Genomic DNA, 19,367 nt, shown 5'->3' with positions numbered 1-19,367 from the left:
TTTATGGATAAAAACTTAATTAAAATTTCATTCCTAAATTTTCATTACTTAAATGAAATTAATTCATCATAGCGTCTAATTTAATGAACATACTCTTGTTTACCATTAGATTCTATTTTTAGGTATCCAGCATCACCTGTGAGAATATTTCCATTAACAACCCCCTTATCGCAAGTGCTAACTGAATAGTTATATCCCATTATATTAATAATAAAGCTAGATAACTGATTATGAAATGAAATCTTACATGATTCAAAATTGTCCAACACTAGTTTCTGTATTTCTTCATTTGGACTATATAGAACTAATGGCACAATATAATTATCTTCATCAAATGTCCCTTGCTTATAAGTGTCGCCTTTTACATATTGACCATGATCTGATGTATAGGCAATTATCCAATCTTTAGAAGATTTATTAGATAAGTAATGGTAAACCTCTGAGATAAAGTTATCAGTATTTAGAATAGTATTATCATAATTATCTGTTGCGTTATTTTTTCCAAACACCTTCTCTTTTTCATCTAATAATGCCCCATAGGGAATATGACTCCCTCTATGATGTAAAACAACAAAATGATAACCATTATCTAAATTAATATTTTTAAAAGCAGGAAGTAATTTATTATCAGGCATTGAATCTCTTAAAGAATACCCTTCATTATCTGGAAAACGAATATCATCAATCCAAGCTCCTCCTAAAAAATTGATCATATGCATATCATCCCTAGCTTGAGCTGAATAAAAATATGTCTGAAAGCCTTGCTCTTTCGCTAAATTAAATAAATTCGTATCTCCTTTAGCTATCTGTTGTATTCCATTTGGATAAGGAATTGCATTAAAAAACATTGGTAAAGAAATTGCTGTTAGCTTTCCTCCTGAATAAGTTTTACCAACAAGAGCTCCTGATTTATATTTTAAGCTATCTAAAAAAGGAGATGTTTTTCTCCCGTAACCAAAAGCACTAAAATGACTTGAGGTCGCACTTTCCCCCATAATTAAAATTATATTCTTAATTTTCGGAGAGCCCGATTTCATAGGCTTAGATTTATGATAAAGAGGAATATTAGATAAAGAAAATATCTCATAAGGAACAATTCGTCCTATAAAATAACCCAACGATAAATAATTGGATTTTAATCGAGAATAAACAGTGTTAGGTGAAATAAAACGCTCATGGGATTTTGTTGTATACGCTCGAACAAAAACATACATCATCACAGCATAAAAAATAAAGTCAAAAATCCAAGAAAGTTTATATACTTTTCTTTTTATGAAACTTAAACTTAAAAACACAGCAACTTCAAATAAACCAAATAACAATGGATATATGAATTTATCTATCATTGTTAAGCCAGCATTTGTTATCTCATTAATTTCTTTAAATGCAAGTGAGTAATTAACAGGTCCAATCCAAGATTGGTATACTGCATAATGTACATTATTAACAACAATACTTATTGCAAATAAAGCGCCAACTAATATTCTTGTAATTCTATATTTTGAAAAAACAAACAAACAAACAAACAAACAGACAGACAAATAACTTTCAGTGTATCTCTCAATACTAGAAATATTAAATAATTTTCTATAAATAACTTCTAATGAAAGAAGAATTGCAGAATATAATACTACGATGACAAATTGTCGCATAAGTTGATATAACCTCATAAAGTAACAAAATAATAATTCTAATTTATTGTCAGAGCAATCGTAAACGTTGCCCTAACAAAATCCTAAATCCTAGGAAAATACAATTCTACCCTGTACAATATTTTTTATCTAATTAAATTCAACAAGATTTCTAACTATTTTGCTTGTTCTCGTTCCACAGCCCTGTAACCAATGTCTCGACGATAAAAACGCCCAGACCATTGAATTTGCTCAGCCAATTTTAACGCTTTTTGTTGTGCTTCAAATACACTTTCGCCTAACGCAGTCACACAAAGTACACGACCGCCGTTTGTGACTAGCTTGCCTTCTTGTTCTGCGACACCCGCTAAGAAAACTTTCTCGTTTTTGACCGCACTTTTAGGCAATCCGCTGATTTCATCGCCTTTGCGATAATCCTTTGGATATCCCTCTGCAGCCAATACGATACCTAAAGAAGCTCGTGGATCCCATTGTGATATTACTTCATCTAATTTGCCGTCACATGCTTTAAGACAGAGTTCAACAAGGTCTAATTTGAGACGTAGCATTATTGGCTGCGTTTCTGGATCACCAAAACGACAATTAAATTCGATCACTTTCGGCTGCCCATTTGGCATAATCATTAATCCTGCATATAGGAAACCCGTGTAAACACTGCCTTCCGCTGCCATGCCATTAACGGTTGGGTAAATCACTTCCTTCATAATGCGACTATGAATTTCGGGTGTTATTACTGGTGCAGGCGAATACGCGCCCATACCGCCTGTATTTAACCCCGTATCATTTTCGCCCACGCGTTTATGATCTTGGCTAGTAGCCATAGGTTCTACGTTTTTACCATCTACCATGACGATAAAACTTGCTTCTTCGCCATCTAGAAATTCTTCAATCACTACTCGGCTGCCCGCTTCGCCAAAGGCATTACCAGAAAGCATATCGCGTACTGCATCTTCGGCTTCTTGCAATGTCATCGCAACGATTACGCCTTTACCCGCCGCCAAGCCATCCGCTTTAACGACAATTGGTGTGCCTTTTTCACGCAAGTAAGTCAATGCAGGTTCGACTTCGGTGAAGTTTTGATATTCCGCTGTTGGAATTTTATGACGAGCGAGAAAATCTTTAGTGAATGCCTTTGAACCTTCCAATTGCGCAGCCGCTTTAGCTGGCCCAAAAATCTTCAATCCAGCTTCACGAAATGCATCAACTACCCCAATCACTAAGGGGGCTTCAGGACCAACAATGGTTAATCCAATTTGTTTATCTTGAGCAAATTTCACTAATGCTGGAATATCTGTCGCAGAAATATTCACGTTTTCTACTTTGTGTTCCAATGCAGTACCAGCGTTACCCGGTGCGACAAAAACTTTATCTGCTAATGGAGATTGTGCAACTTTCCAAGCCAAGGCGTGTTCACGACCGCCGTTTCCGATGATGAGGATGTTCATGTTGTAGTCCTTGCGTATGCCTAATTTAAAAAAAGTACGGCTATTTTTTACCTGCAATTCCCCCTCTTTTGTAAAGAGGGGGATAGTTAGATAAATTAATGTCTAAAATGTCGCATTCCAGTCAATACCATTACCATATTATGTTCATCCGCCGCATCGATGACTTCTTGATCGCGCATTGAACCACCTGGATGGATCACACATTGAATTCCCACTTTCGCTGCAGCATCAATGCCATCACGGAATGGGAAGAACGCATCAGATGCCATCACACAACCTGCCACGGTCAAGCCTTCATCCTGTGCTTTGATACCTGCAATTTTGGCCGAATACACACGGCTCATTTGACCTGCACCAATGCCGATAGTTTGATTGTCTTTGGCGTAAACAATGGCATTCGATTTCACAAATTTTGCCACTTTCCAGCAGAATAATAAGTCTTTTAATTCTTGTTCAGTTGGCTGACGTTTACTCACGACTTTTAAATCATCCACGCCAACCATACCTAAATCCGCATCTTGTACTAATAAACCGCCGTTTACACGTTTGAAATCCAAACGTTCGGAACAAGAAGTCCATTCACCACATTCAAGCAAACGCACATTTTTCTTACGCTTCATTACTTCTTGCGCTTCAGCAGAAACTTTCGGTGCGATAATCACTTCAACGAATTGGCGTTCCACAATTTCATTTGCGGTTTTTTCATCTAATTCACGGTTAAAAGCAATAATGCCGCCAAATGCAGACGTTGGATCGGTTTGGTAAGCGCGATTATAAGCATCTAAAATATCCTTACCTAACGCCACACCACAGGGATTAGCGTGTTTAACGATAACACAAGCTGGCTCATCAAATTCTTTCACGCATTCAAGTGCTGCATCAGTGTCGGCAATGTTATTGTAAGATAATGCCTTACCTTGCAGTTGATTAGCCGTAGCCACGCTCCCTTCTTTCACATTTAAATCAACATAGAAAGCAGCATTTTGATGGGCATTTTCTCCATAACGCATGGTTTGTTTACGTACGAAATTAAGATTTAAAGTCCGTGGGAATTGACCGCACTTTGCATTCGCCTCTTCTTCCTCTGCAATATGATAAGGTTTTACTAGCTGACCGAAATAGTTGGCAATCATAGAATCATATTGAGCGGTATGTTCAAATGCTTTAATCGCAAGATCAAAACGAGTTTCAAAAGTTAGGCTGTTTTGGTGTTTATCCATTTCTGTAAGAATGGCGTTAAAATCATTATTATTCACTATGATCGCTACATCTTTATGGTTTTTCGCCGCAGAACGAACCATGGTTGGCCCCCCAATATCGATATTTTCTACCGCATCAGTCAAGGTGCAATCTGGCTTAGCAACGGTAGCTGCAAAGGGATATAAATTCACAACAACCATATCAATGCCTTCAATACTATGTTGTTGCATAATGGCATCGTCCGTACCACGACGACCAAGAATCCCGCCATGTACTTTGGGATGTAAGGTTTTCACTCGACCGTCCATCATTTCTGGGAAACCTGTGTAATCAGACACTTCCATTACAGGTAAACCATTTTGTGCTAAAAGTTTTGCCGTTCCACCTGTTGAAAGTAGTTTTACACCACGTTTAACTAAACCTTGAGCAAACTCTACAATACCCGTTTTATCAGACACACTCAGTAAAGCCTGACGAATTGGACGATCTGCCATTGTATTTTCCTTTCATTAAATAGTTAAAAGTAAGCGATGAGAATTATAACGCAAACGTTTGCTTAAATATAGAAAAGATTAAATATAATTTCTTAAAGCGCGGTAAAAATACGATAAATTTCAGGTATAAAAAAGCCCACATAAATGTGGGCAAAAATAAGGATAAAATTATGAAACTACAACTAAACTACTTTTTAAAAAACTTATTATCTAAAGCACAAGCACCTGCGCCAGAAAATACAAAATATAGAAAGAGAAGTGAGTAAAGTAATGCAAGCTCGCCGCCATTTGCAATTGGGAAAAATAGGTTTCCTTTTCCTGCTACGTGCATAAAGAAATAGGCATATGCCATTTCCCCTGACAAAATAAACGCAGCTTGGCGTGTAAATAAACCTAAGATTAATAAAATGGAACCAACAATTTCAATTACGCCTGCCACTAGTAGCATTGGATCGCCTACTGCACCATTTCCTCCAGTCATAGAAATTGGAAATTCCAAAAATTTTGCCGTGCCGTGTAAAATAAACATATAAGCGACAACGATACGTAAAAATGCCAAGAAATACGGGCGATATTTTTCAAGATTGTTCATTTGCTTTCCTTTTGTTTAAAGATGAATTAAAACGGCGTCATATTAATCTTTAACGGGTAGTTAAACAATAATTAAAATTGAAAAATACTTTTTACCAAAAGTAAAAAATAACTAAAGTAGCTTTTCAATCCAATTAGAAAAAGCATCAGCATCCATAAAGCCCGTTACTCTACTTCCTTTAATTTCATTATTTTGCTGATCAAAAAATAAAATCGTAGGCAATCCCATCACATTAAAGCGTTCCATTAATGCTTTATTTTCTGGGCTATTCTTTGTCATATTCACTTGTAACAATAAGATATTTTGAAATTGCTGTTGCACTTGTGGATCTGAAAACGTCAGCTTTTCAAATTCTTTACAAGCAACACACCAATCCGCGTATAAATCCAACATAGCAATTGAATGCGGATTTTCCGCTAAAGTGCGGTCAAGTTCTTCAGTATTTTTAATTTGCTTAAATTTAACTTGAGAAACAGGCATATTTTCTACCGCACTTTGTGTTGTAGTTTGAGTTTGCCAAATCCAATTTTGCAGGGGTTGTACAGTAACCATAGCCAACGCAAAACTAATAATTTTAATAGCATAGCCAAAACCGTTCTTAGACATCTGCAACGCAAACCAAATAAAAAATACTGTCGCTAATCCAGCCCATAAGCGTGGCTCCCATACTTCAGGCAAAATACGAGAAAGTAAAAATACAGGTAACGCCAACATCACAAAGCCGAATGTTTGTTTTACGGTATTCATCCACTCACCTGATTTGGGCAAAATTTTATTACCAAACAATGTGATTAACATTAGCGGCACGCCCATACCAAGTGCGAGCAAATAAAGGGTTACTGCGCCTGTAAATAAATCGCCACTTTGTGCCACATAAAGTAAAGCACCAGAAAGTGGCGCAGATGTGCAAGGCGATGCCACCAGCCCAGCAATCATTCCCATCGCAAAGGCACCGCCAAAAGCACCCGAGGTTTGTTTTTGGCTCCATGTATTCAATTTATTTTGTAAGCTATTTGGCAATTGAATGGTAAATAAGCCAAACATTGAAAGGGCAAGAGCAACAAATAAAATAGAAAGCCCGATCATCACATAAGGATGTTGCAAGGCGATTTGAAACGGTAAACCGATGGCTGCCACTGCAAGACCTAACAAAGTGTAAGTCAGAGCCATGCCTTGAACATAAAGAAAAGCTAAACTAAACGCTCGCATCATATTTGGACGTTGTTGCTGACCGATAACAATAGCAGAAAGCAACGGTAACATTGGCAATACGCAAGGCGTAAAAGCCAGTCCCAATCCTAATACAAAGAAACCAAAAATTGCCCATTTACTATGGAATAAACCATCAGCTAAACGATCTTGTTCAGATAAAAGTGCGGTATTTTTTTCAACTGTTTTTTCGACAATTTGCTTTTGAGAAACGGCTAAATCCCCAATTCGTAATACTTTAGTTTCAGGCGGATAGCAAAAACCTTCGGTACATCCTTGATAAGTGATTTCAACCTTATCATCAGCATTATTAAATGCGCCCCTAAATATGCCATCAATTGAGTGAGTAAAAACTTTTACTTCGCCAAAATAAGGATCTTGATGTAATTCCGCCGCCTGTTGGGTATGTAAAGAGAGAGGATTTGATTTACCGACTAACTCAGCACTAATTTTATCTTGATACAAATAATAGCCATCGGCAATATCCCAATGGGCTTGTAACTGGCTTTTATCTGTAGATAAAGTAGCAGAAAAAGCAAAAGCATCATCTACTTTTAAGAAGGTTTGTTTTTTATCGAATAAACCTGAATTAGCCGCAAAAGCGGTGAAAATCAGCGTAAAAAAAAGAAAGAGTTTTTTCATAGAATTGAGTGTAAAAATATAGATGCTCGAAATTCTATCACAAAGAAAGTTGAATACCTAAAACTATGATTTAGATCACAAAAAGGAAAATCAGGTAAAAAATCACCGCACTTTTTTATTGTTACAATAATGTTGCACAGATAGAATGATAGCTTTGATAGCATACGCCAAAATAAGTATAAGGATGGAAAATGACTACTCCAAAAATTCTCGTTGTTGAAGATGAAATTGTCACTCGAAATACGCTTAAAGGGATTTTTGAAGCGGAAGGATATGATGTGTTTGAAGCAGAAAATGGTGTTGAAATGCATCATATATTGGCAAATCATAATATTAATTTGGTTGTGATGGATATTAATTTACCAGGTAAAAACGGCTTATTATTGGCAAGAGAACTCCGTGAAGAATTAAGCTTACCTCTTATTTTTTTAACTGGTCGAGATAATGAAGTGGATAAAATTTTAGGTCTGGAAATTGGTGCCGACGATTATTTAACCAAACCTTTTAACCCTAGAGAACTGACTATCCGCGCACGTAATCTATTGCATCGCACAATGCCGCATCAAGAAAAAGAAAATACATTTGGTCGAGAATTCTATCGTTTTAATGGTTGGAAATTAGACCTAAATAGCCACAGTTTAATTACACCAGAAGGACAAGAATTCAAACTTCCTCGCAGTGAATTTCGTGCAATGTTACATTTCTGTGAAAATCCAGGAAAATTGCAAACGCGCGAAGAATTGCTGAAAAAAATGACGGGACGAGAGTTAAAACCTCAGGATCGTACCGTAGATGTCACAATTCGACGTATCAGAAAACATTTTGAAGATCATCCAAATACTCCAAATATCATTATGACTATACATGGAGAAGGCTATCGTTTTTGTGGAGATATTGAATAAAGTGATTTTTCTACAGAAAAATTCCTTTTTGAAATTCACTTCCTGTTTTGTTAGAATTCGCACACTTTTCAATATCTAATGGAAAGTGAGTTCGGATGAAGGTAGCTGGAGAGCGGGGAATTGACCCCACACCGACGATGTAAAATCTTTCAGGTGCGATGGCAGGGACTGTTACTGGACGAACCCTTGGAGAGATCCATTTTAGAAATGGACGCCGAAGGCGCAAAAGAGCGGTTAATTTTTCAATCGTTTTTCAAACGCTCAGGCAAAAGGACAGGGGCAAAAGACAATCTATTGTAAGTGTGGAAATTATTTATTTTTTACGGCACTTTCTTTTCCATTGTATCTTTTCGTCTTCTTGTCGTGTTTATTTTTGATTTAAACGACGAGGAATCACAATGACAATTGAGTCAATTCTTTCAGCTATTGATAGCTTTATTTGGGGTGCACCTCTACTCATACTCTTATCGGGCACGGGGCTCTATTTAACGTTACGCTTAGGCTTTATTCAAATTCGCTATTTACCACGTGCACTAGGTTATTTATTTAAAAAAGATAAAGGTGGAAAGGGGGACGTTTCCTCTTTTGCCGCACTTTGTACTGCATTAGCAGCAACAATTGGAACGGGTAATATTGTGGGCGTGGCAACTGCGGTACAAGCAGGTGGGCCAGGGGCTATTTTTTGGATGTGGCTGGTTGCTTTGTTAGGAATGGCAACAAAATATGCTGAATGTTTACTCGCGGTTAAATACCGTGTTCGCGATAAAAATGGCTTTATGGCTGGCGGCCCGATGTATTACATTGAACGTGGACTAGGTATCAAATGGTTAGCAAAATTATTTGCATTATTTGGTGTGATGGTGGCCTTTTTCGGGATCGGCACATTCCCACAGGTCAATGCGATTACCCATGCAATGCAAGATACTTTTAATATTCCAGTTTTAGTTACTGCAATTATTGTGACGCTTTTAGTCGGCTTAATTATTCTTGGCGGTGTAAAACGTATTGCAACCGCATCATCGGTAATTGTGCCGTTTATGGCGATTTTATACGTCACGACTTCACTGGTTATTATCCTTTTAAATATAGAAAAAGTACCAGATGCGATTTTATTGATTATTGATAGTGCTTTTGATCCGCAAGCTGCGCTAGGTGGGGCTGTTGGCTTTACCGTAATGAAGGCTATTCAATCAGGCGTTGCACGCGGCATTTTCTCCAATGAATCAGGTTTAGGAAGCGCACCAATTGCAGCTGCAGCGGCACAAACTCGTGAACCTGTTCGACAAGGCTTAATTTCCATGACAGGTACATTCTTAGATACCATCATCGTCTGTACAATGACAGGTATTGTATTGGTATTAACGGGAGCGTGGAACAATCCTGAATTAGCGGGTGCTACCGTCACAAACTATGCCTTTGCACAAGGTTTAGGCACATCAATTGGTGCAACGATTGTAACAGTTGGTTTATTATTTTTTGCATTCACGACTATTTTAGGTTGGTGTTACTACGGTGAACGTTGCTTTGTTTATCTCGTCGGTATTCGTGGCGTAAAACTATATCGTCTAGCTTATATTATGTTGGTTGGTTTAGGGGCATTCTTACACTTAAATTTAATATGGATTATCGCCGATATTGTAAATGGTTTGATGGCTTTCCCAAATCTTATCGCGCTTATTGGATTGCGAAAAGTGATCATTGAAGAAACAAAAGATTATTTTCAACGTTTAAAAATTAATCATTATGATCAAGATGAAGTGATAAAATAGTGAAATAAAAGGTGCTGTTCAGCAAATTCTGTGAAACAACACCTTTATTTTTCTATTTTTAATCAGCACTATAATACAATTTTCCGATTTCAATTTTTTGACGACCCGTCTCTTCTCGCCATTTATTACTATCACGTAAAGAATACACACAACCGCAATATTCCTGTTGATAAAACCGCTCACGCTTACTAATTTCAATCATGCGTTGCGAGCCACCTTCTTTTCGCCAGTTATAATCCCAATAAATAACATCATCATATTTTTCCGCCGCACGATGTCCACAGCCATTGATTTGATTCATATCTTTCCAGCGAGAAATTCCCAAGCAACTAGTAAATACAGGGAAACCATGTTCATGAGCATATTCAGCAGCTTTTTCAAAGCGCATATCAAAACACATTGTGCAGCGAATACCTCTTTCAGGCTCCCATTCCATTCCTTTGGCACGATCAAACCAATTTTGACGATCGTAATCAGCATCAATAAATGGAATACCAAATTTTTTTGCAAAACGGATATTTTCTTCTTTACGAATCAAATATTCTTTGAGTGGATGAATGTTTGGATTATAAAAATAAATTGTAAATTCAATGCCTGATGCAAGAATTGCTTCCATCACTTCGCCAGAGCAAGGCGCACAACAAGAATGCAAAAGGAGCTTATTGTGTCCATCTGGCAACTCAAGTTTTTCACGAATAAAAGGTGCGTTAGGATCCTTACGGATTTTTTGTTTTCGCGGTTTAGCTTGAAAATTGACCGCACTTTTTTCTAGTTTAGGTTGAAGTTCTGTATTCATAAAGTTTAATTAAAATTAATGGGTATCAAGTATATAAGCTAAATTATAGACTAATAATTTCTATCTACAGACAAATATGCCAATGAAATCAACGCTTGTTTATATTCACTTTCTGGCAAAATTTCGATTGCATCCACTGCTTTTTGAGCCTCTTCTTTTGCACGATTCATTGCGTAATCTAAAGACTTATGCTCAGTCATAATAGCTAATACTTCATCAATTGCTTCACGTTTACCACCTTGCTCAATCGCTTCGCGAATTAAAGCTGCCTGTTGAGCATTTCCATGACGCATAGCGTGTAGTAGAGGAAGGGTTGGTTTTCCTTCAGCTAAATCATCGCCTACATTTTTACCTAGAGCTTGTGCATTTGCACTATAATCCAATACATCATCCACGAGCTGAAATGCAGTGCCAAGATAACGCCCATAATCTTGTAAAGCCTTTTCTTGAGCTTCTGTTCCACCGGCGACAATTGCCGCAGCCTGACCAGCCACTTCAAACAAACGGGCAGTTTTGCTATAAATTACACGCATATAATTAGCTTCGCTCGTTTCGGGATCATTAACATTCATTAACTGCTGAACTTCGCCTTCCGCTAAAACATTAGTCGCATCAGCCATAATACTTAAAATTTTTAATGATTCTAACTGTGCAACTAATTGAAATGCACGCGTATAAATAAAATCGCCTACCAACACACTCGCCGCATTGCCAAATTCAGCATTCGCCGTAGCACGCCCACGACGCATATCAGACTCATCTACGACATCATCGTGTAACAAAGAAGCGGTATGAATAAATTCAACAAAAGTAGCACAAGTAATTGAATTAGATCCTTCAAACCCTAAAGATCGTGCTGCGAGAACTGCGATCAACGGGCGGATCCGCTTACCACCACCTTGAACAATATAAAAACCTAACTGTCCTATTAGCGGTACATCTGAATTAAGCTGAGCAAGAATATTTTGATTAACTTTTTGCATATCTGGATCTGCAAGTTTCTGGATCTCGTCTATGCTCATAAGATCTTGTTTCTTCATTTTTCATCATTTATCAGTCAAAAGTGCGGTGCATTTTACCCGAATTTTCAGACTTTCTGAAATCAATCCGCAAATGAAGGGAATTTTTTTATTTTATTATAAATAAATTCTTGCCATAGGTAGGATTTTTCCGTAGAATTTGCGACCTATTTATATGAATTTTTAAGTGTGGACTGCTAAGAAGCAGGAAAACACAATTAAGCGGAGTATTTATGTACGCAGTTTTCCAAAGTGGCGGTAAACAACACCGTGTGAGCGAAGGTCAAGTTGTTCGTTTAGAAAAACTTGAACTTGCAACTGGTGCAACAGTTGAGTTCGATTCTGTGTTGATGGTCGTTAATGGTGAAGATGTTAAAATTGGTGCACCAGTAGTTGCTGGCGCAAAAGTAGTGGCTGAAGTAGTTGCACAAGGTCGTGGCGAGAAAGTTAAAATCGTTAAATTCCGTCGTCGCAAACACAGCCGTAAACAACAAGGTCATCGTCAGTGGTTCACAGAAGTGAAAATCACTGGGATTCAAGCATAATTTCAGAGGAGATCAAGTAGATGGCAACTAAAAAAGCTGGTGGTTCAACTCGTAACGGTCGCGATTCTGAAGCTAAACGCCTTGGTGTTAAACGTTTCGGTGGCGAATCTGTATTAGCAGGTAGCATTATTGTTCGCCAACGTGGTACTAAATTCCACGCAGGTAACAACGTAGGAATGGGAAGAGATCACACCTTATTCGCAACCGCAGATGGTAAAGTTAAATTTGAAGTAAAAGGCGAGAAAAGCCGTAAATACGTAAGTATTGTTACTGAATAATTTAAAATCTATTCCATTGAAACGCCCTACAAATTTTGTGGGGCGTTTTGTCTTTCTTAATTTCACATAAGTGAGAACGCAATGAAACAACAACCTTTACTAGGCTTTACCTTTGCGCTTATTACCGCTATGGCTTGGGGGTCATTGCCTATTGCCTTGAAACAAGTTTTGTCTGTAATGAATGCGCAAACTATCGTATGGTATCGTTTCATTATTGCTGCAGTTTCATTATTGGCTTTACTTGCTTATAAAAAACAATTACCTGAGTTAATGAAAGTTCGCCAATATGCGTGGATTATGCTTATTGGAGTAATTGGTCTTACCAGCAATTTTCTATTATTTAGTAGCTCGCTGAATTACATTGAACCGTCAGTTGCACAAATTTTTATTCATTTATCCTCTTTTGGAATGCTCATCTGTGGTGTACTGATTTTCAAAGAAAAATTAGGGTTGCACCAAAAGATCGGACTTTTCTTATTATTAATTGGTTTAGGCTTATTCTTTAATGATCGTTTTGATGCATTTGCTGGACTAAATCAGTATTCAACAGGTGTCATTTTAGGTGTAGGGGGTGCTCTTATTTGGGTCGCTTATGGAATGGCGCAAAAATTAATGTTACGTAAATTTAATTCACAACAAATCTTGCTAATGATGTATTTAGGTTGTGCCATAGCCTTTATGCCGATGGCTGAATTCTCGCAAGTACAAGAACTCACACCTTTAGCTCTGATTTGTTTTATTTACTGCTGTTTAAATACCTTAATTGGATACGGCTCTTATGCGGAAGCACTTAATCGTTGGGATGTATCAAAAGTCAGTGTTGTTATCACACTTGTACCTCTTTTCACAATTCTATTTTCCCATATTGCGCATTATTTTAGCCCAACAGATTTCGCGGCACCAGAATTGAATAATATTAGCTATATTGGTGCATTTGTTGTAGTATGCGGGGCAATTTTATCCGCGATTGGACATAAATTATTACCGCATAAAACTCATTAAAGTGCGGTTTATTTTGGAGAAGTTTTAATGAAATTTATTGATGAATCCCTTATTCGAATTGAGGCTGGAGATGGTGGCAACGGTTGCGTAAGTTTCCGTCGAGAGAAATTTATACCGAAAGGTGGCCCTGATGGTGGTGACGGTGGCGATGGTGGCGATGTCTATTTACAGGCTGATGAAAACCTCAATACCTTAATTGACTACCGTTTTAATAAACGCTTTGCCGCAGAGCGTGGTGAGAATGGACGGAGTTCAGATTGTACAGGACGTCGCGGTAAAGATATTATTTTACCTGTTCCCGTAGGAACTCGCGCTATTGATAATGATACCAAAGAAACCTTGGGAGATTTAACCCAACACGGTCAAAAAATGTTGGTAGCCAAAGGTGGTTATCACGGTTTAGGGAATACCCGTTTCAAATCATCGGTAAACCGTGCACCGCGTCAAAAAACAATGGGAACACCGGGTGAAAAACGCGATTTATTATTGGAATTAATGCTACTTGCTGATGTGGGAATGCTCGGTTTTCCTAATGCAGGTAAATCCACTTTTATTCGTGCCGTTTCAGCCGCCAAACCAAAAGTTGCAGATTATCCATTTACTACCTTAGTACCAAGTCTCGGTGTTGTGAAAGTAGACGATTCACACAGTTTCGTAGTCGCTGATATTCCTGGATTAATTGAGGGCGCAGCAGATGGTGCAGGGCTAGGAATTCGCTTTTTAAAACATTTAGAACGTTGTAGAGTGCTTATTCATTTAGTTGATATAGCCCCAATTGATGGATCTAATCCAGCAGATAATGTCGCTATTATTGAATCTGAACTTTTCCAATACAGTGAAAAATTATCAGAAAAGCCACGTTGGTTAGTATTCAATAAAATTGATACGATGAGCGATGAAGAAGCTGAAGAGCGAGTTCGAGAAATCACTGAACAATTAGGTTGGGAAGAAGACTATTACCTGATTTCAGCTGCAACAGGGAAAAATGTTCCGCCACTTTGTCGTGATATTATGGACTTTATCATAGCAAATCCACGCGAAGCTGAAATACAACAAGTTGCACCTGAAGAAGTGAAATTCAAATGGGAAGATTATCATCAAGAACAACTAGCGGAGCATCAATTTGATGATGACGAAGATTGGGATGATGATTGGACTGAAGAAGATGATGAAGGAATTGAGTTCATCTATAAACCTTAAGAAAGTCTAATTTTGTAAGCATTAAAAATTTAAAAGCACCTAAAACTTTTAGGTGCTTTTTGCTATCAATTAACTCTCAAAAATTTCACAATCAGTAAAGAAATAAGCAATTTCACGATTTGCATTTTCTATACTATCTGATCCGTGAACCGAATTCTCACGCTGACTTAATGCAAAATCTTTACGAATTGTCCCTTCTTCTGCAGTTTCTGGATTAGTTGTACCAATCAAAGTGCGGTAATCTTTCACTGCATTTTCTTTTTCAAGAACAGAAACCACTATCGGCGAAGACATCATATATTCAACTAAAGGCGCAAAAAATTCTTTGCCTTGATGCTCTGCATAAAAGCCTTCAGCCTGCTCACGAGTTAGGCGTACCATTTTAGAGGCTATGATTTTAAAGCCATTTTGCTCAAAACGAGTTAAGATTGCTCCAATTAGATTACGCTTTACCGCATCAGGTTTAATAATCGAAAAAGTTCTTTCTGTCATCATATCTCCTTACTTCAATGATTTTGATAACATTAAATTTGCTAAAGTTTGCACACCAATCCCTGTCGCCCCAACAGCCCATAAATCACTACTAGATTTACGATAAGTTGCGGAACAATCAATATGCAACCAATTTTGTTGATAATTTTTTACAAAATACGATAAAAATGCCGTTGCTGTACTTGCCCCCGCCCCAACTGGAACAGAACCAATATTAGCAATATCTGCAAAAGATGAATTAATTTGTGAGCGATGAAAATCTTCAAATGGTAAACGCCAGAAAGGTTCATTTTCTTCTTGTGCTGATTGGAAAAGATTCTTCACGAGATCATCATCCATAGATAATACCGAATGATAGTCATTTCCTACAGCCATTTTTGCTGCGCCAGTTAAAGTTGCACAATCAATAATAAAATTTGGATTTTGGTTGTCCGCTTCAATCAATCCATCAGCCAACACCAAACGCCCTTCCGCATCAGTATTCAGCACTTCTGCTGTCACGCCATTTTTATAAGTAATAATATCGCCTAGTTTAAAGGCATTATTGCTTATCAAATTCTCTGCGCAACATAAATACAGTTTAACGCGTTGATTTAATCCGCGAGCGATAGCGAAACCTAAAGCCCCCGTTAATAATGCTGCCCCACCCATATCGGTTCGCATTGTGCTCATTCCATCACTTGGTTTGATACTGTAGCCGCCACTGTCAAAAGTAATCCCCTTACCAACTAAACAAGCTAACACTGGCGCATTCGGATCTTGTGTTGGATTGAAATCAAGTTGCAACATAGCTGGCAAGTTAGCTGAGCCTTTACCCACAGTCCAAATTCCGTGATAACCTTGTTGCTCAAGTTCCTCACCAGAAATAATCTTAAAACTTACCGCACTTTTTTCATTATAAATATCAGCTTGGTTTAAGATAAATTCAGCCGCACGTTCTGCTAATTTTACTGGTGTTAGGCTTTGTGCTGGCTCATTAATAATCCCACGCACAAAATCGCCACATTCGATACGCGCTAATAATTCATCTTGTAGATCATGATCCAAATGAGGAAACTCAATCCCGTAATCTTGTTTTGCGGTATAAAAACCTTGATAAAACGCCCAGCAAAATTCTAAATCCCATTCTTCACCGAGCAATTCCACATTTTTAATTCCCTGCCCACGCAATTTACGAGCAGCTTGTTGAACTAAAGTGCGGTCAGTTTTTTCATTATTTTTTAAATGAATTGTTGCTTTATTAGAGTCAAAGCTCAAAATAGCATTTTTTCCCCAAGCATCATTCGCTAAGTTATTTGAAAGTGTAATTTGCATATTTATTCCCCCATGTATAAACAAAATAAATTTAGAAACTATACCAGCTTTATTTCTAATAGTTAATTATTTGACCTTATTCACTCACTTTTTGACACCATTCTTGATGATTTAAATACCAAATTACCGTTTTTCTTAATCCCGATTCAAAAGTTTCTTTAGGTATCCAGCCTAGTTTATGATTGATTTTACTTGTATCAAGCGCATAACGAAGATCGTGACCTGGTCTATCTTGCACATAGCAAATTAAATCTTCATATTTATCAATATGTTTTGGTTTATTAGGTAAAAATTCTTCCAGCAAAGAACAAATAGAACGCACTACATCAATATTGGACTTTTCATTATTTCCGCCAATATTATAGGTTTCCCCAATATTTCCTTTCATCAAAACGTTATATAGTGCATCAATATGATCTTCAACAAATAACCAATCTCTAATTTGCAAACCATCGCCATAAATAGGCAGTGTTTTTCCCTCTATCGCATTTAAAATCATCAATGGAATTAATTTTTCAGGGTACTGATACGGGCCATAATTATTTGAACTATGTGTAATAATTGTCGGTAACCCATATGTTCTATACCAAGCCTGCACGAGATGATCGCTTGCCGCCTTTGAAGCAGAATAAGGGCTGCTAGGTTTATAAGCTGATGTTTCAGTAAATAAACCCTCATTACTTTTTAAATCCCCATAAACTTCATCGGTGGAAATATGTAAGAATCGGAAGCTGGATTTTTTTTGATTATCTAAACGATGCCAGTAATCTAGAGTTGATTCAAGTAGGCAGTAAGTGCCTACAATATTGGTTTGTATAAACTCCGAAGAAGCATTTATAGAACGATCAACATGGCTTTCAGCGGCAAGATGGATAACAGCATCAGGTTGATATTGTGAAAAAATATAAGACAACGCTTTAGTATCACAAATATCTGCTTGTACAAAAGCATAACGTGGATGGTTTTCTACGGTTTTAAGTGAGGCTAAATTTCCTGCATAAGTCAGCTTATCAACATTTACGATTTTATTATGTGTCTTTTCAAGAAGATAATGGACAAGCGCAGAACCAATAAACCCCGCTCCACCAGTCACTAGAATTGTTCTATTTGTATTCGACATTTTTACCCGAGTCTCGTTATAAACAATTTCAAACGAAAAGTGCGGTAAATTCTACCGCACTTTTAAAAATGATTACGTCAATGACATTACGCATAATACATTTCAAATTCAACTGGATGTGGTGCCATATTTAAACGTTCCACTTCTTTACGTTTGATACTGATAAACGCATCAATAAAATCTTTAGCAAATACGCCACCTTGGGTTAAAAATTCATAGTCTTTTTCTAATGAATTCAATGCTTCTTCTAAAGAGCTTGCAACAGCTGGAATATCTTTTAATTCTTCTGTAGGAAGATCGTAAAGATTTTTATCCATCGCATCGCCTGGGTGGATTTTGTTTACCACGCCATCAAGACCTGCCATTAATAATGCAGCAAATGCTAAATATGGGTTTGCCAATGGATCTGGGAAACGCGCTTCTACGCGAATCGCTTTCGGATTGGTTACAGCAGGAATACGAATTGAGGCTGAACGATTGCTTGCAGAGTAAGCCAACAATACTGGTGCTTCATAACCAGGCACTAAACGTTTATATGAATTAGTACTTGGATTAGTGAACGCATTTAAGGCTTTAGCGTGCTTAATGATACCGCCGATGTAGTAAAGTGCGGTTTCAGAAAGGCCTGCATATTTATCGCCTTGGAAAATATTTTTTCCGTCTTTACTTAACGACATATTACAGTGCATACCCGAACCATTATCTCCAGTAATTGGTTTTGGCATAAAACACGCCGTTTTACCATGCTCCAATGCCACATTTTGCACCACATATTTATAGATTTGAGTTTCATCCGCTTTTAAAGTTAGCGTATTGAATTTAGTCGCAATTTCGTTTTGCCCTGCAGTAGCCACTTCATGATGATGGGCTTCGATGACTAATCCCATTTCTTCTAAAATCAAGCACATTTCAGAACGAATATCGTGCGCACTATCAATCGGTGCAACGGCACAATATCCACCTTTTTTCAATGGGCGATAAGCGTTATTGCCTTCTTCATATTTTTTATTCGTGTTCCAAGCAGCTTCTATATCATCAATAGAAAAAGACGCTTTATTCATTGATACATTAAAACGCACATCATCAAATAAGAAGAATTCAGGCTCTGGACCAAAAAAAGCTTGATCAGCAATACCTGTTGAACGCATATAATTTTCTGCACGAATTGCAATAGAGCGCGGATCGCGATCATAGCTTTGCATTGTCGTTGGTTCATAAACACTACAACGAATAGAAAGTGTCGGAATTTGTGCGAATGGATCGACAACCGCCGTTTCAGCTATTGGCATAAGCAACATATCGGCTTTATTAATGGTTTTCCAACCTTCAACAGAGGAGCCATCAAACATCTTGCCGTCTTCAAACATATCTTCATCAACAAGGCTAACTGGGATAGAAACACCATGTTCTTTACCTTTAATGTCAGTAAAACGAAGCAATACAAACCTAATATCATTCTCTTCGATCAATTTAAACACGGAAGCAATGGCATTTGACATAGTAGATCCTCTTTCTATATAAAAAATTAAGGAAGTATTATAGTCTAATCAAATTAGACTTTCATTAGATTTGTTGTGGCGTTATAGTAAAAAGCACAGAAAGCCTGTATAATAGCTGCTATTAAAAATAAGTTATATTTTATTCAATGAACGGTACAATATGCCCAATCAATCAATCAATCAATCAATCAATCAAT

17 protein-coding genes and 1 riboswitch are annotated in these 19,367 nt (G+C 37.4%); of the genes, 6 read left to right on the top strand and 11 right to left on the bottom strand.

The genetic code is table 11. The features are described 5' to 3' along the window. Window positions 1-80: 80 nt before the first annotated feature. The 5 genes from HMPREF2644_RS01295 to HMPREF2644_RS01275 all read right to left on the bottom strand — a co-directional run bounded on the left by HMPREF2644_RS01295 (window position 81) and on the right by HMPREF2644_RS01275 (window position 7,234). Complete coding sequence (locus HMPREF2644_RS01295) at window positions 81-1,652, bottom strand: phosphoethanolamine transferase (protein WP_042594392.1); 1,572 nt, start codon at window positions 1,650-1,652, stop codon at window positions 81-83. 155 nt (window positions 1,653-1,807) lie between these two features. After that, window positions 1,808-3,097, bottom strand: coding sequence for a phosphoribosylamine--glycine ligase (gene purD / locus HMPREF2644_RS01290; protein WP_070828167.1), 1,290 nt, complete (start codon window positions 3,095-3,097; stop codon window positions 1,808-1,810). 95 nt (window positions 3,098-3,192) lie between these two features. Beyond that, a complete protein-coding gene (gene purH, locus HMPREF2644_RS01285) occupies window positions 3,193-4,791 on the bottom strand; it encodes a bifunctional phosphoribosylaminoimidazolecarboxamide formyltransferase/IMP cyclohydrolase (RefSeq protein ID WP_070828166.1) in 1,599 nt (532 codons plus the stop codon). 187 nt (window positions 4,792-4,978) lie between these two features. Then, window positions 4,979-5,383, bottom strand: coding sequence for a DoxX family protein (locus tag HMPREF2644_RS01280; protein WP_005655793.1), 405 nt, complete (start codon window positions 5,381-5,383; stop codon window positions 4,979-4,981). Window positions 5,384-5,494: 111 nt separating this feature from the next. Continuing rightward, a complete protein-coding gene (locus HMPREF2644_RS01275) occupies window positions 5,495-7,234 on the bottom strand; it encodes a protein-disulfide reductase DsbD (RefSeq protein WP_038440318.1) in 1,740 nt (579 codons plus the stop codon). A 191-nt stretch (window positions 7,235-7,425) separates the two neighbouring features. On the opposite strand from HMPREF2644_RS01275, the gene arcA reads away from it, so the two are divergent. Both arcA and HMPREF2644_RS01265 read left to right on the top strand, forming a co-directional pair. Next, a complete protein-coding gene (arcA, locus tag HMPREF2644_RS01270) occupies window positions 7,426-8,136 on the top strand; it encodes a two-component system response regulator ArcA (protein WP_015701912.1) in 711 nt (236 codons plus the stop codon). 176 nt (window positions 8,137-8,312) lie between these two features. After that, window positions 8,313-8,423, top strand: a riboswitch (glycine riboswitch). 111 nt (window positions 8,424-8,534) lie between these two features. Continuing rightward, the gene (locus tag HMPREF2644_RS01265) at window positions 8,535-9,905 is read left to right on the top strand and encodes an alanine/glycine:cation symporter family protein (RefSeq protein WP_038440319.1); all 1,371 of its coding nucleotides are present in this window, start codon (window positions 8,535-8,537) and stop codon (window positions 9,903-9,905) included. Window positions 9,906-9,963: 58 nt separating this feature from the next. Here HMPREF2644_RS01265 and HMPREF2644_RS01260 read toward each other — a convergent pair whose 3' ends face one another. After that, window positions 9,964-10,701 (bottom strand): epoxyqueuosine reductase QueH, encoded by a 738-nt coding sequence (locus tag HMPREF2644_RS01260; protein ID WP_044331057.1) that lies wholly within the window; start codon window positions 10,699-10,701, stop codon window positions 9,964-9,966. Window positions 10,702-10,751: 50 nt separating this feature from the next. Then, the gene (gene ispB, locus HMPREF2644_RS01255; protein WP_006995542.1) at window positions 10,752-11,741 is read right to left on the bottom strand and encodes an octaprenyl diphosphate synthase; all 990 of its coding nucleotides are present in this window, start codon (window positions 11,739-11,741) and stop codon (window positions 10,752-10,754) included. A 212-nt stretch (window positions 11,742-11,953) separates the two neighbouring features. Between ispB and rplU the strand changes: the two genes are divergently transcribed. The 4 genes from rplU to cgtA all read left to right on the top strand — a co-directional run bounded on the left by rplU (window position 11,954) and on the right by cgtA (window position 14,745). Beyond that, complete coding sequence (gene rplU / locus HMPREF2644_RS01250; RefSeq protein WP_005626416.1) at window positions 11,954-12,265, top strand: 50S ribosomal protein L21; 312 nt, start codon at window positions 11,954-11,956, stop codon at window positions 12,263-12,265. Window positions 12,266-12,285: 20 nt separating this feature from the next. Continuing rightward, on the top strand, window positions 12,286-12,543 hold the full coding sequence (rpmA, locus tag HMPREF2644_RS01245; RefSeq protein ID WP_005539872.1) for a 50S ribosomal protein L27: 258 nt from the start codon (window positions 12,286-12,288) through the stop codon (window positions 12,541-12,543). Between the two features lie 81 nt (window positions 12,544-12,624). Beyond that, on the top strand, window positions 12,625-13,545 hold the full coding sequence (locus tag HMPREF2644_RS01240; protein WP_005659066.1) for a DMT family transporter: 921 nt from the start codon (window positions 12,625-12,627) through the stop codon (window positions 13,543-13,545). A gap of 27 nt (window positions 13,546-13,572) precedes the next feature. Next, entirely contained in the window at window positions 13,573-14,745 is a 1,173-nt protein-coding gene (gene cgtA / locus HMPREF2644_RS01235) for an Obg family GTPase CgtA (RefSeq protein ID WP_005659064.1), read from the top strand. Between the two features lie 69 nt (window positions 14,746-14,814). Here cgtA and ndk read toward each other — a convergent pair whose 3' ends face one another. From ndk to glnA, 4 genes are all read right to left on the bottom strand, one after another. Further along, on the bottom strand, window positions 14,815-15,237 hold the full coding sequence (ndk, locus tag HMPREF2644_RS01230; protein WP_005659061.1) for a nucleoside-diphosphate kinase: 423 nt from the start codon (window positions 15,235-15,237) through the stop codon (window positions 14,815-14,817). 9 nt (window positions 15,238-15,246) lie between these two features. Continuing rightward, complete coding sequence (pepB, locus tag HMPREF2644_RS01225; RefSeq protein ID WP_038440322.1) at window positions 15,247-16,551, bottom strand: aminopeptidase PepB; 1,305 nt, start codon at window positions 16,549-16,551, stop codon at window positions 15,247-15,249. A 76-nt stretch (window positions 16,552-16,627) separates the two neighbouring features. Then, window positions 16,628-17,671, bottom strand: a complete 1,044-nt coding sequence (gene rfbB / locus HMPREF2644_RS01220) for a dTDP-glucose 4,6-dehydratase (RefSeq protein WP_011272256.1) — start codon at window positions 17,669-17,671, stop codon at window positions 16,628-16,630. A gap of 86 nt (window positions 17,672-17,757) precedes the next feature. Next, the gene (glnA, locus tag HMPREF2644_RS01215) at window positions 17,758-19,170 is read right to left on the bottom strand and encodes a glutamate--ammonia ligase (protein ID WP_070828165.1); all 1,413 of its coding nucleotides are present in this window, start codon (window positions 19,168-19,170) and stop codon (window positions 17,758-17,760) included. Window positions 19,171-19,367 lie beyond the last annotated feature (197 nt).

It is taken from the genome of Haemophilus sp. HMSC071C11 (assembly GCF_001837655.1).
GTDB classification, from domain to species: Bacteria; Pseudomonadota; Gammaproteobacteria; order Enterobacterales; family Pasteurellaceae; genus Haemophilus; species Haemophilus influenzae.
This window is presented reverse-complemented; position numbering and strand designations above follow the sequence as displayed.

Bases quoted from the DNA above. Each gene is read 5' to 3' on its own strand.
- purD (WP_070828167.1), bottom strand. From the start codon at position 3,097: ATGAACATCCTCATCATCGGAAACGGCGGTCGTGAACACGCCTTGGCT.
- cgtA (WP_005659064.1), top strand. From the start codon at position 13,573: ATGAAATTTATTGATGAATCCCTTATTCGAATTGAGGCTGGAGATGGT.
- HMPREF2644_RS01265 (WP_038440319.1), top strand. From the start codon at position 8,535: ATGACAATTGAGTCAATTCTTTCAGCTATTGATAGCTTTATTTGGGGT.
- ispB (WP_006995542.1), bottom strand. From the start codon at position 11,741: ATGAAGAAACAAGATCTTATGAGCATAGACGAGATCCAGAAACTTGCA.
- HMPREF2644_RS01295 (WP_042594392.1), bottom strand. From the start codon at position 1,652: ATGCGACAATTTGTCATCGTAGTATTATATTCTGCAATTCTTCTTTCA.
- HMPREF2644_RS01280 (WP_005655793.1), bottom strand. From the start codon at position 5,383: ATGAACAATCTTGAAAAATATCGCCCGTATTTCTTGGCATTTTTACGT.
- ndk (WP_005659061.1), bottom strand. From the start codon at position 15,237: ATGACAGAAAGAACTTTTTCGATTATTAAACCTGATGCGGTAAAGCGT.
- pepB (WP_038440322.1), bottom strand. From the start codon at position 16,551: ATGCAAATTACACTTTCAAATAACTTAGCGAATGATGCTTGGGGAAAA.
- rfbB (WP_011272256.1), bottom strand. From the start codon at position 17,671: ATGTCGAATACAAATAGAACAATTCTAGTGACTGGTGGAGCGGGGTTT.
- purH (WP_070828166.1), bottom strand. From the start codon at position 4,791: ATGGCAGATCGTCCAATTCGTCAGGCTTTACTGAGTGTGTCTGATAAA.
- rpmA (WP_005539872.1), top strand. From the start codon at position 12,286: ATGGCAACTAAAAAAGCTGGTGGTTCAACTCGTAACGGTCGCGATTCT.
- rplU (WP_005626416.1), top strand. From the start codon at position 11,954: ATGTACGCAGTTTTCCAAAGTGGCGGTAAACAACACCGTGTGAGCGAA.
- HMPREF2644_RS01260 (WP_044331057.1), bottom strand. From the start codon at position 10,701: ATGAATACAGAACTTCAACCTAAACTAGAAAAAAGTGCGGTCAATTTT.
- HMPREF2644_RS01275 (WP_038440318.1), bottom strand. From the start codon at position 7,234: ATGAAAAAACTCTTTCTTTTTTTTACGCTGATTTTCACCGCTTTTGCG.
- HMPREF2644_RS01240 (WP_005659066.1), top strand. From the start codon at position 12,625: ATGAAACAACAACCTTTACTAGGCTTTACCTTTGCGCTTATTACCGCT.
- glnA (WP_070828165.1), bottom strand. From the start codon at position 19,170: ATGTCAAATGCCATTGCTTCCGTGTTTAAATTGATCGAAGAGAATGAT.
- arcA (WP_015701912.1), top strand. From the start codon at position 7,426: ATGACTACTCCAAAAATTCTCGTTGTTGAAGATGAAATTGTCACTCGA.